This window comes from Nocardiopsis oceani (genome assembly GCF_054777395.1).
Genome location: NZ_BAAHAR010000028.1, coordinates 1 through 12135, shown reverse-complemented (window position 1 = coordinate 12135; position 12135 = coordinate 1). Strand labels below are relative to the sequence as shown.

The 12135-nt window shown below is 68.6% G+C and carries 10 protein-coding genes; 4 read left to right on the top strand and 6 right to left on the bottom strand.

Annotated features, from left to right (window positions below):
• Positions 1-4: 4 nt before the first annotated feature.
• Positions 5-1537 (bottom strand): APC family permease, encoded by a 1533-nt coding sequence (locus ACYVDG_RS17625; RefSeq protein ID WP_460753585.1) that lies wholly within the window; start codon positions 1535-1537, stop codon positions 5-7.
• A gap of 135 nt (positions 1538-1672) precedes the next feature.
• Positions 1673-3088, bottom strand: a complete 1416-nt coding sequence (locus ACYVDG_RS17620; RefSeq protein ID WP_460753581.1) for a flavin monoamine oxidase family protein — start codon at positions 3086-3088, stop codon at positions 1673-1675.
• A gap of 217 nt (positions 3089-3305) precedes the next feature.
• Between ACYVDG_RS17620 and ACYVDG_RS17615 the strand changes: the two genes are divergently transcribed.
• Positions 3306-3977, top strand: a complete 672-nt coding sequence (locus tag ACYVDG_RS17615; protein ID WP_460753578.1) for a TetR/AcrR family transcriptional regulator — start codon at positions 3306-3308, stop codon at positions 3975-3977.
• Between the two features lie 67 nt (positions 3978-4044).
• Here ACYVDG_RS17615 and ACYVDG_RS17610 read toward each other — a convergent pair whose 3' ends face one another.
• The 3 genes from ACYVDG_RS17610 to ACYVDG_RS17600 form a co-directional block, all read right to left on the bottom strand.
• Entirely contained in the window at positions 4045-5478 is a 1434-nt protein-coding gene (locus ACYVDG_RS17610) for a gamma-aminobutyraldehyde dehydrogenase (protein WP_460753573.1), read from the bottom strand.
• Positions 5479-5620: 142 nt separating this feature from the next.
• Entirely contained in the window at positions 5621-6472 is an 852-nt protein-coding gene (locus tag ACYVDG_RS17605; protein ID WP_460753569.1) for an NAD(P)H-binding protein, read from the bottom strand.
• Between the two features lie 44 nt (positions 6473-6516).
• Positions 6517-7422 carry an NAD(P)H-binding protein gene (locus ACYVDG_RS17600; RefSeq protein ID WP_460753564.1) on the bottom strand — a complete coding sequence of 302 codons (906 nt, stop codon included), beginning with the start codon at positions 7420-7422 and terminating at the stop codon, positions 6517-6519.
• Positions 7423-8536: 1114 nt separating this feature from the next.
• Here ACYVDG_RS17600 and ACYVDG_RS17595 point away from each other — a divergent pair.
• The 3 genes from ACYVDG_RS17595 to ACYVDG_RS17585 all read left to right on the top strand — a co-directional run bounded on the left by ACYVDG_RS17595 (position 8537) and on the right by ACYVDG_RS17585 (position 11826).
• Positions 8537-9529, top strand: a complete 993-nt coding sequence (locus tag ACYVDG_RS17595) for an ISAs1 family transposase (protein ID WP_460753559.1) — start codon at positions 8537-8539, stop codon at positions 9527-9529.
• A 531-nt stretch (positions 9530-10060) separates the two neighbouring features.
• The gene (ltrA, locus tag ACYVDG_RS17590) at positions 10061-11512 is read left to right on the top strand and encodes a group II intron reverse transcriptase/maturase (RefSeq protein ID WP_460753555.1); all 1452 of its coding nucleotides are present in this window, start codon (positions 10061-10063) and stop codon (positions 11510-11512) included.
• A 131-nt stretch (positions 11513-11643) separates the two neighbouring features.
• On the top strand, positions 11644-11826 hold the full coding sequence (locus tag ACYVDG_RS17585) for a hypothetical protein (protein ID WP_460753552.1): 183 nt from the start codon (positions 11644-11646) through the stop codon (positions 11824-11826).
• 12 nt (positions 11827-11838) lie between these two features.
• Here ACYVDG_RS17585 and ACYVDG_RS17580 read toward each other — a convergent pair whose 3' ends face one another.
• Entirely contained in the window at positions 11839-12072 is a 234-nt protein-coding gene (locus ACYVDG_RS17580; RefSeq protein WP_460753547.1) for a hypothetical protein, read from the bottom strand.
• Positions 12073-12135: the final 63 nt, after the last annotated feature.

The window sequence follows — 12135 nt, the reverse complement described above, 5'->3', positions numbered from 1 at the left end:
CGGGTCAGCTCTGCGTGGAGTATTCGGTGGTCGCGAACCTGCGCCGGAAGAACTCCGGGCTGCGCAGGTACTGGACGGCCATGGCCACGCCCCCCAGGGCGAAGATGGCGACACCCAGGACGAACACCAGCCCGACCCCGCCGATCTGCGATCCGGAGCCGTAGGCGGGGTCCATCGAGTCCCAGGCGGTTTGGAAGAAGAAGACGAGCAGCAGGAGCCCACCGAGCAAGGGTGCCACCAGCTTGGTGACCAGGCCGCGCAGCGACGCGGTGGCCTCGTGCCGGAAGTACCAGACGCAGGCGATGGCGGTCACGCCGTAGTAGAAGCAGACCATCATGCCGAGCGTGGTGATGGTGTCCCAGAGGACGTTCTCGGAGAGCACCCGCATGACCGTGTAGAAGACCGAGGCGATGACCACCGCCACGACCGTCGCGTACCCGGGGGTCTTGTGCACCGGGCTGACCCGCGCGTACTTGGGCGAGAGCGCCCCGTAGTGGCCCATCGCGAGCATCGTGCGCGCCGGTGAGATCATCGTGGACTGCAGCGAGGAGGCCGAAGAGGACAGCACGGCCAGGGACATCAGGACGGCGAAGGGACCCATGACCGGTCCGGCCAGCGCCGCGAAGACGTTCTCCTGGATGTCGGGGTTGCCCAGACCGAACTCCCCGGTGCCCACGCCCGCGAAGGAGAGCGTGGCCACCGTGACCGCGGTGTAGAGGGCGACGATCACGAGGATGGTGGCGATGGCGGCCTTGCCCGGGGTGGTCGTGGTGCCGCGGCTCTCCTCGTTCATCGTCACGACCACGTCCCAGCCCCAGTAGATGAAGACCGAGAGGGCCACACCCGCGGCGAACGCGGAGAAGGACTCGACGCCGAGCGGGTTGAACCACTCCAGCCGCACGGGCGTGGCGTCGAAGGCCCCACCTGCGCCGACACGGACGAACGCGGCGATCGAGAACCACAGCAGCACCGCGAGCTGGAACGCGACCAGGATGTACTGGAAGGTCTTGGTGGCCTCCAGCCCTCGGTAGGAGATCCAGGCCGCGGCTGCCATGAAGGCCAGGCAGGTCAGGACGTTGACCGGCACGTTGCGGGTCAGGTCGGCGATCCACCCCTGACCTGTCAGCTGTGCGATCGCCAGGTAGAAGAAGTCGACGGCGATCCCGGCGAGGTTGGACAGCACCAGGATGGTCGCGGCCAGCAGGCACCAGCTGGCCATCCACCCGATCCAGGGGCCGAAGGCCCTGGAGGCCCAGGTGAAGGTGGTGCCCGAGTCCGGCATGGCCTTGTTGAGCTGGCGGTAGCCGATCGCCACCAGCAGCATCGGCACGAATCCGACCAGCAGGATCGCGGGGAGGTGCTCACCTACCGCGGAGGCCGTCGGCCCCAGCGCCCCCGAGAGGGTGTAGGCCGGGGCGATGGTGGAGACACCGATGACCAGGCCTCCGAGGAGCCCGATCGCCCCTTTGCTGAGGCCTTTCCAGTGTGTTGGGGCGTCGGCCCCCGCCTCCGCGCTCCGTGCGGTGGTGTCCGTCATGAGTTCTCCCTGTGGTCGCCGGGATGGGTTTCGGCGCCGGGGGCGCGGCGCCGCGGGAACCGGTGAGCGGCGCGGGCTTCGCGGTGCGCTCACCAGGGGGTGGGGTTCGTGCGCTACGGCGCCGCCCCTGTGTGCCTAGGGAGCCCCGAGGATCTCCTCGGCCGTGCGCCGCCCCTGGCGCAGGGCGCCGTCGACGTGCTGGTATCCCTCAGCCGCCAGGTCGGAGCAGGCCCAGCGGACGGGTCCCACGGGTGTGCGCTGGTCGGCCCCGTAGCGGTGCAGGCCGCCGAGGTCGTAGCTGGCCGCGTAGGCCCCGCGGGTCCACTCCTCGGAGGCGAAGTCCGACTCGAAGTAGACGAGCGGCTCGAGCACCTCGTCACCCAGGTAGTTGGCCATGGAGCGCAGGATGGCGGCGCGGCGCTCCCCGGCGGGTTTGCGCAGGAGGTGGTCGGCGGACTCGTCGGAGACGAAGGCGACCAGGGTTCCGCGCGTGTCCGCGTGGTTGGTGTTGTCGTAGACCTCCTGGCACAGCTCCTTGGCGCCGAAGCCGGTGCCGGAGAGGCCCTTGTCCCGCCAGAACGGGCGCTCGTACACCGCGTGGACCTTGATGACCAGGCCCATCGACGTGTGCTGGTGCATCTGCTGCTGCAGCCACGGGAGCGCGGGCTCGAAGGAGATGCGCGAGTACAGGTTGGGCGGTACGGCCACGATCACGTGGCGGGCCCGTACGGTGACGCGGTCGGACCAGACGGTGGCCGGGCCCGTGGTCCGTGCACCCTGCGAGGAGGCCTCGTCGTCGCTCCAGCGGATGGTCCGGACCGGGCTCTCGAGGAAGACCGTTCCCTCTTGGAGGGCGTCGGCCATCGTCTCCGAGACCGACTGCATGCCCCCGACGACGCGGCGGTCGAGGATGAAGTCCTCATCCACGAGGTTGGAGAAGGAGCCGGCCGAGGCGGCCATGAGAACGGCCTGCAGCACCGAGAACGAGTGGGAGGGCTTGGTCAGCATGCCCCCGGCCATGAAGATGCTGATGTTCTCCCGGGCGGCCTCGTCGTCGGTCTGGCGGCGCAACCACTCGGTGAAGGAGAGGGTGTCCAGTTCGCGGGCGCGCGGGTGGTCCCAGGGGCGCTCGACGCCGATGTCGGCGACCAGCTTGTCCAGGGTCGCGATGACGCGCTCCATCTCCGCCTCGGTCGCCTCTCCGGCGGGGAACATGTCCCCGGTGTACTCGTGGCGGGAGCCGTCCGCGGCGAGGTAGACGCTGGATCCCTCGCGGTGGCGCGGGTAGGTGCTCATGCCCAGCTCGTCGAGCAGGCCGAGGAGTTCGGTCTGGTCGGGCGAGACCCACTGTCCGCCGATCTCCAGGAAGGCGCCGTCGATCTCCCGGGACCAGGTGCGACCACCCACGCGGTCGCGGGCCTCCAGGACGGCGACGGACCGCCCGGCGGCCTGGAGGGTGCGGGCGGCCATCAGCCCGGCGGGGCCGGCGCCCACGATCACGACATCGCGGTCGAGCGTCTCGGCGCTGCCGATGACGTGTGTGCCACTCATGGGTGTGCTCCTTCGAACATCAAAATGAACTACATTCATTAATAGGGACAACGGGCCCGCTGTCAAGTAGCTCACCCCCGCCTCAGAGGCGACAGCGAGGCTGGTCAGCGGGCTGAACGCCCGCCACTGCGGCGATTCGGCACCCTCGCAACACGCCTACAATCAAGGCGGGGTCGCGTCGACGCCCCGCCGGGTGGACAACAGGAAGTAGGCGTCAGTGAGCCAGCAACCGCGCAGCGCACGGGGCCGGGGCAGACCCTCCTCGCCGGTCCTGTCCCGTGAACGCGTCGCACAGGCCGCGATCCGGATCGTGACCGACCAGGGCTACCGCCACCTGACCATGGCCTCGCTCGCCCGCGAACTCGGGGTCGCCGCCTCCGCCCTGTACAACCACGTCTCCGCCAAGCGCGACGTGCTGGTCCTGCTCCAGGACCGGATCAACGAGCAGATCGACTGCTCCGCGTTCGCCACAGAGCCCTGGGACCGTGCGCTGCGGCACTGGGCGCTCTCCTACCGGCAGTGCTTCATGCAGCACACCGCGCTCATCCCGGTCATGGCGGTGCTGCCCGTCGCCGACTCCCCCCAGACGCTGCGCATGTACGAACGCGTCACCTGCGCCCTGCGCGACGCGGGGATCACCGGTGCCGACGCCGTGGACATCATCGTCGGCGTCGAGGCGCTCGTGTTCGGCGCCGCCTACGACGCCTCCGCACCCACCGACATCTTCGACCCGGGCGGCCTCGAGGAGTTGGCGCCGACCTTCACCCGGTTCGCCGCGCAGCGGCCGTCCGACCCCCGCGCGGCCGCCGACCGGGCCTTCGAGCTTGCGATCGACGCCCTGATCGACGGCCTGCGGCACAAGTACTCCGAGACCGACGACCGGGACTGACCTGGACCGTCGGCTCGGACCGGTCCGGGGCCGTCCGCAGGGATCCCGGTGGACGGCCCCGGACCGGTCACACCTCCAGCGCGTGCATGACGTGCTTGACCCGGGTGTACTCCTCCACCGAGTACAGCGACAGGTCCTTGCCGTACCCGGACGACTTGAAGCCGCCGTGCGGCATCTCCGCGGCGAGCAGCACGTGCGTGTTCACCCAGACGCAGCCGAAGTCGAGGGCGCGCGTCAGGCGCATGGCCGCGCCGTGGTCGGCGGTCCACACGCTGGAGGCCAGCGCGTAGTCCACGTCGTTGGCCAGGGCAACGGCCTCCTTCTCCGAGGCGAAGGTCTGCACCGTCAGGACCGGCCCGAAGGTCTCCTCCTGCACCAGCTCGTCGTCCTGGCGGACGCCGCTGACCACCGTCGGCTCGAGGAAGAAGCCCCGTGCGCCGTCGACCGGCTTGCCGCCGGCCACCACGGTGGCATGCTCGGGCAGCCGGTCGAGCTTGTCGGTGACTGACGCGAAGTGGCGCGCGTTGTTCAACGGACCGAAGTCGTTCTCGGACTCGTTGGAGCTACCGGTACGCGTCTGCCGGGCCGCCTCGGCGAGCAGCTCCACGAACCGGTCGTGTGCGCTCTCCTCGACGAGCACCCGGGTGACGGCGGTGCAGTCCTGCCCGGCGTTGAAGGTCCCGAACTCGACCAGTGCCTTGGCGGTCGCGGGAAGGTCGGCGTCGGCGAACACCACGGCGGGCGCCTTGCCGCCGAGCTCCAGGTGGCCGCGCTTGAGCCCCTTGGCCGCGGAGGCGGCCACCTGCTGGCCCGCACGAACCGAACCGGTGAGCGAGACCATGGCCGGCTCGGGGTGCTCCACCATGAGCGCCCCGGTAGTCGCGTCGCCCAGGACCACGTTGAACACGCCCGCGGGGAAGATCTCCCCGATGAGCCGCGCCAGTACCAGCGTCGACTCGGGCGTCGTGTCCGAAGGCTTGAGCACGATGCAGTTGCCCGCGGCCAGGGCCGGGCCGATCTTCCACACTGCCATGAGCAGCGGGTAGTTCCACGGGGTCACCTGCGCCACGACACCGACCGGTTCGCGGCGGATGTAGGAGGTGTGGCCCTCCATGTACTCGGCCGCCGCACGTCCCTCGAGCGTGCGGGCGGCGCCGGCGAAGAAGCGCAGGTGGTCCACGCCCATGCCGATCTCCTCCTGGGAGATCATCCAGCGCGGCTGACCGGTGTTGCGGTGCTGGGCCTCGACGATGTCGTCGGCGTGCGTCTCCACCGCGTCCGCGAGTTTGAGCAGCAGGCGTTGCCGCTCGGACGGGGTGACGTCCTTCCACGTGTCGAAGGCGTCGCGCGCCGCGGTGAAGGCGGCGTCGACGTCAACCTGGTCGGAGATCGGCGACACCGCGACGGTGCTCCCCTCCGAGGGGTTGACGACGTCGATGCTCCCCTGCCCGTGGGCGTCGACGAACGCACCGTTGACGAAGTTCCGGAGGCGGCTGCCCATGAGGTCTCCTCGGCCACATAGATAAAATGATCTTCGTTCATTTTATGGGGACACGAGGTGATGGGCAACACACACCACCCCGTGTCCCCGCCCCGCGCCCCGCCGGAACCGCCCAGCCGGCGGGGCCCTCGATCTCAACGGTCTAGCGGAAATCCCCCGCGTGGTCGCGGGCCCACTGGGTGAAGGAACGCCGCGAACGGCCGACGAGCCTCTCGAAGTCGGCGCTGTCCGGGACCGCCCCGCCACCGGTCACCGACGCGCCCTGCAGGTCGAGCAACCAGTCGATGACCTCGTGGTCCACGCCCAGTTCCGGGTCGTACCACTCCTCATGGGCCTGCTCAGGGGTGAGCTCCACGAAGCGGACCTCCTCCCCGACCGCTTCGCCGATGATCCGCACCTGTTCGGCCACCGTCAGCTCGTCGGGCCCGCCGAAGGTGCAGGTCTGCCCGGCGTGCCCGCCACCCAGCAGGGCGGCTACCGCCGCATCGGCGATGTCGGCCTCGTGGGTGGGACGGCTCACCGCCGCGGGGAAGGGCCGCCGCACCTCCCGGCGCTCGCGCACCTCGGGTGCGTGGTCGAGCCAGTTGGCCGCGAACTCGCCGGGGCGCAGGAGCGTCCACTCGAGCGCGGATTCCCGGACCGCGCGCTCCACCGGGCGGTAGCCCTCGTCCTCACCGTCCTCGTCCGCCAGCGCACCGGACAGGACCGCGACCCGCTCGACCCCGCACCGTTCCGCCAGCGCTACGACCGCCCGCGCGGTCTCGGGGACCGGGAAAAGGTACAGGCGGTCGGCACCCTCCAAGGCGGGCGCCAGCGAAGCGGGGTCTTCAAGGTCCCCCTCGAACACCCGCACCGCCTCCGGCAGGTCGGCGTCCCGGGGACGCCGCGTCAGCGCGCGCACCCGTGCCCCGGCCCGCAGCAGCCCGGAGACCACACCCCGGCCCACGCGCCCGGTAGCACCGGTCACCAGTACCGTTACGTCGTCTTCTGTCACCGCGTCCTCCCACTGACGTCCGTTACCGTGGTCCGCTGCCGGGGTCACCGGAAGTCCTCAGCGTGGTCGCGGGCCCACTGAGCGAAGGAGCGCGGCGCGCGCCCGGTGAGGCGTTCGTAGGTGTCGCTGGCGGGGACCGGCCCGGGCCCCGCCACCGAGGCCGCGAGTTGGTCCAGCAGCCAGTCGATGAACGCGTGGTCCACCCCCTGCTCCGGGTCGTACCACTCGTCGCGGGCCTGTTCGGGGGTGAGCTCCACGAACGCGACCTCCCTGCCGATCGCGTCACTGATCGCGTGGACCTGATCGATCTGGTTCACCTTGCGCGGCCCGGTGAGCGTGGGCGAGGTGTGGAGGTGGTCGTCGGTGAGCAGCGCAGCCACGGCCACCTCCGCCACATCGGCCTCGTGCACCAGGGCGCTCCCGGCGTGCGGGTAGGGCCCGCGCACCGTACCGGTGGTGCGCACCGATTCCGCCCAGTCGATCCCGGCAGCGAGCAGGCCCGGTCGGATGTGCGTCCACTCAGCGCCGCTGGCCTCCACCGCCGACTCGATCGCGCGGTGGCCTTCACGCTCCTCGGCGAGGTGCCGCCGCAGGGGTGAAAGGGAGGCGTCCTCGGGGTCCCCCTGGTAGTCGAAGCCGGCCGCCGCTGACGAGTGGACCACGAACCTGCGCACGCCCGCCCTGACCGCCGTGTCGATGAACCCGGGGCCGACAACGGGTGCCGGGTCCACGAACGGGAACAGGTACACCCGCTCGACCCCGTCGAGCACGGCGGGCCAGGTCTCAGGCCGCTCGAAGTCGCCGTGGACCGCCTCGACCCCCGCGGGTAGCCGGGCGGCCGCCGCCCGCGGGTCGCGGGTCATGGCGCGCACGCGCTGCCCCGCCCCCACCAGCCCTTCGACGACCACTTTTCCGATGTTTCCGGTCGCTCCGGTGACCAATATCGTCACGTAGACTCCCTCGCGGTTACCCGATGCGGGTTGCTGAGGAACCGCCGTGCCCGTGCCCGCGTTCACGGCGGTTCCGCTTTCCCGAGGAAGATAGACCGGATTCCGCCCGCGCGCACATGGGATGACATACAGGCTGGTCAGGTGGGTCAGGTGGGTCAGGTGGGTCAGGTGGGTTAAGTGGATCAGGTGGATCTGGTGGATCTGGTGGATCTGGTGGATCAGGCTGGTTAGAGCGCGCACCGAATGAGTCGAGTCGGCATCTGCACTGAGGGGTTCCCTGCTGGCATGGGAATTCCTACCGGTCCAGGAATTCCTACCGGCCTAGGGGCCCCCACCGATCCAGGAATCCCCTTTCCCGCCGCTCGATTGTGGCCGTCTCCGCTGCGCGCGTCAAGGTCGTCGCCATCGAGCGCTTCGCGCGTCATTGGCGCTCCACCTTGACCCGCTTCGCTGCGACGGCGGGTTGGCGGCTATCGGGAAAGGGGGACGGGTGGTCGAGGTCCGAGCCATTCCGGGCTTCGCCCGAAAAACTGATTCTGTCGGCCTGACGGCCGGTACCTGCCACTGCGCCGGAGCGTCGACGGATCGGGTGTCGCGGCTGGTCAATGCGCGCGTCGAAAACCCCGATGATCTTGCCCCTGTCTCCACCCTCGGCCGTCGAGAGTGGAGACAGGGGCAAGATCATTCCCATTCGGGCCCACATTTGTCCGATTTGCCCAAGAATACAGGAAGGGGGGCAGGGGCCCCTTTCCTGGAAGGGTTCTTTCCGGGGGAAGAAAAGGCGGGCTAGTGTGGCCGGGTAAGTGTTTTATCACCCCCAGGGTAGGTCCTTTCTGGGTCTTTCTTGATATCCTTAGGGTATGACTTCTTCTTTCGGGCAGTGCGGGAACACGGCGGGCAATACGCCCGCCGTGGACGCCATGCGTGCTGCCCGGGGAAAGATCACCTCGGAAATGGCGGAAGTGCCTCCGACCACGGCTGTTTCAAAGTCGGGGGCGGGTGATACCAGCGCTGGTCACAGCCCCGTAGCGATCCCAGGGAACCCCTCACACACAACAACGGAGCCCGCTAGAAGATCAGGGACTTCCACATCTCTGACTTCCAAGGGACTCCGTTGCGCCCCCAGTCTGCCATGCCCGCCGCTTCCTCCATCGGCCTTGTCGGCAAGCTCGCCCATCTGGACGATCCCCGCTCGCCGCGGGGCCGCCGCCACAGCCTGGCCAGTGTTGTGCTGTGCGCCCTGTGCGCGATGGTGGCCGGCGCCCGCTGCCTGCGGGCGATCGGCCAGTGGGCCGACGCCGCACCCCAGCACACCCTGGTCCGGCTGGGCTGCCGGATCACCTGCCCCGCCCTCGGAGCACGCACCGCCCCGTCCCCGGCGACCATCCGCCGGGTCCTGCTCGCCCTGGCCCCCGATGCCCTGACCGCGCTGACCAGCCCCGAAGCCCTCCAGGTCGTGGCCGTGGACGGCAAAACCCTGCGCGGATCGGCCACCGGTTCAAGCGCGGCGGTGCACCTGCTCGCGGCCCTGACCCCGAACCGGCACCTGGTCGCCCAGGTGCGGGTCCCGCCGGGCACCAGCGAGATCGACGCCCTGGCCGTGTTGTTGGAGGGCGTGGACCTGGACGGCGTGGTCCTCACCGCCGACGCCCTGCACACTCAGACCGACACCGCCTCATACGTGGTGGAGGACCTGCACGCCGACTACGTGCTGACCGTCAAACGCAACCAGAAGACGTTGTTCGCCCAGGTCAAAGCGCTTCCCTGGGCTCAAGCCCCCACGTTGGGCACCACCCGCGAACGCGGCCACGGGCGAGCTGAGACCCGCACCGTCAAGGCCATGGACCTGGCCGGGCGAACAGGCTTTCCACACGCGGTCCAGGCCGTGCGGGTGCGCCGCTATGTCAGGGATCTACGCACAGGGAAGGTGTCGTGGACCTGCGCTTATGCGGTGACCTCGCTGGAGGTGGGGCAGGCCGGTGCAGCCCGGGTCGGTGCTCTGGTGCGCGGACACTGGAATATCGAGGTGCGCCATGAGGCGCTTGGTTACCGGATGGAGGTGAAAGACCCCATCGCCCGGCCGTCGCAGCGGCCGGGCAGAAGCTGAGGGCAGCCACCGCGCCGCTGGAAGCGTAGACGTGGTGGTGGCAAGCGGCCCTGACACCGTCGGGACGTGCGGGAACTACCAGACCGTGCGGGCCCGGCCAGCGAGCCACGAAGGGATACACAAGGAACCGGTGCTTGACGCCTCGTTAGCCAGAACCGCTCTCAAACCTGGTGGATATGGGGCGGGACAGCGGTGCGGGCCGGGCTGTTTCGATAAGCAGGCTCCCGTCCGTGGCGGTCTCCAACCGTGCCGGACTGGTCGCCCCGCGAGTCTGCGGGTGGGGCGACGACCGCCGGGGTATAGCCGGATCCCTCCCGTGGCAACCGGAGCGAAGTGAACATGGGAACCGTGTGGGGCCTGCCCGCACCTATCGCCGCAACCAGCGGCCAGGTGGGCAGACGCGCTGTCCGTTGTCGGGCCCCACACGGGGCGGAGCGGCCGTAGTACTCCGAGGACGGTAACGCCGTCCACATGGGGAAGGGCCGCAGCGAGTCATCGCAGCAAGGAGAGGAAATGTCAGGAGCCACGCCGGTGAACACCGGCGTTCCGTTCGATGCCGCTACGGCGGCCTCGCGGGTACTGGGGATTCAGTCCAAGCTGCACGATCGGGCGGCGGCCGACCCAGGCCGTGTGTTCGATGATCTGTTCAACCTTGTGGCCGATCCGGCGTTCCTGCTCCAAGCATGGCGCCGGGTACGGGACAACGCGGGGGCACGTACCGCTGGGATCGACGGGTGGACCGGTCCGGAAATCGAGAACTCCGCCGGCGGTGTCGCCGGGTTCTTGTCCCGGATCCGCGAAGATCTGAAGGCCCGCACGTTCACCCCGCTGCCCGTGGCTGAACGGCTGATCCCCAAGTCCGGGGGAAAGCTACGACGCCTGGGCATCCCCACGGCCCGTGACCGGGTCGTGCAGGCCGCGCTCAAGCTCGTGCTGGAACCGATCTTCGAAACCGGGTTCAGCTCATCGAGCTATGGGTTTCGGCCCAAACGACGCGCGCAGGACGCGATCGAGGACATCAGGCACCACACCCGTATGGGATACGAGTGGGTGCTGGAGACCGACATCGCGAACTGCTTCGACGAGATCTCGCACACCGCTCTGATGGACAGGGTGCGCAGGCGGATCTCCGACAAGCGGGTCCTTGCACTGGTCAAGGCGTTCCTGCACGCAGGGATCCTAACCGGTGAGGGGCTCGTGCGTGAGACACCGGCGGGCACGCCACAAGGCGGGATCTTGTCACCACTGCTCGCCAATATCGCTCTGAGCGTGATCGACGAGCACTTCGACGCGAAGTGGAACACGCATGTGAACGAGTATGCCCGGCGCCGTCACCGTAAACAGGGAGGGGCGACCTACCGGCTGGTGAGGTACGCCGACGACCTGGTCGTGGTGGTGTTCGGTACTCGCGAGCATGCCCAAGCACTGCGCGTGGAAGTGGCAGACGTGGCCGCGAAGATCGGGCTACGCCTCGCGGAAGACAAGACCCACACCGTCCATATCGACGACGGGTTCGACTTCCTCGGGTTCCGTATCCAACGGCATACCCAGTGGGGAACTGACCGTCGCCGGATCTACTCCTACCCCTCGGACAAGGCCGTCAAGTCGGTGAGGTCCAAGGTCAAGGCGTTGACAGGACGGCAGACCATGAACATGGAGCCTCGCAAGATCTTCATCCGGCTGGGGCTGCTCTTGCGGGGCTGGACCACGTACTTCCGGCACGGGGCCTCCAAGATCGCCTTCAGCGATCTGGAGCACTACGTGTGGCACCGTGTCTGGAAGTGGCTGCGACGTCGACATCGTCGCAAGAACTGGAGGTGGATCGCCCGCACCTACGGCACGCCCCACAACCAGTGGGGCTTTGCTGCCGAGGGTGTGGAGTTGTTCAACCCCGCCAAGGTATCCATCATCCGGTACCGGTATCGGGGTAAAGCGATCCCGACCCCGTGGACCATCCGGCCAGGGGTAGTCCCTTCCGCCTGAGGGACTCGTGGAGAGCCCGGTGCCGGGAAACTGGCACGCCGGGTTCGGGCGAGCGGTCAGGGGAAACGACCAGCCGAAATGTTGGAGCCGCACCCCTGGCCGACTCGCACGCCTGGCACCACGTCAAGGACGTGTCGTTGGGCGAGGACGCCTGCAAGGTCCGCTCCGGGCTCGCACCCGACAATCTGGCCGCGCTGCGAGCTATCGCCCTGATGTTCTTGAGCCGCCTGGGGCAGGACACCGTGCCCGACGCGATCCGGTGGGTGTCGTATGAGGCCTTCACCCGCCCGCTGGACGTGATCGGTCTTCGCTGACCAGCGCGAACATCACCGCTCACCGAGAATGAAACAGCCCTGACGCACCGCAGGCGGAAAGTAGGTTCCCGAGGACATCCGATTCCAGATCTTATAGAGATTATTCTTCAGATCCTTCTCGAACTCCTCGATGGATACCCCGTCCACCCCGTGCGTCCCGTGGTTAGCCTTGACTTTCTGGCAGGCCTCCCAGACCGCATGCTTGGAAATATCGAACGGTTTTCCTGATGATGTCAACTCGCCCATACGATTCCTCCCCGAAAATTCCTGGTTGATCGCATGCACTCGTCACGAGCGATCCGGCCCCTT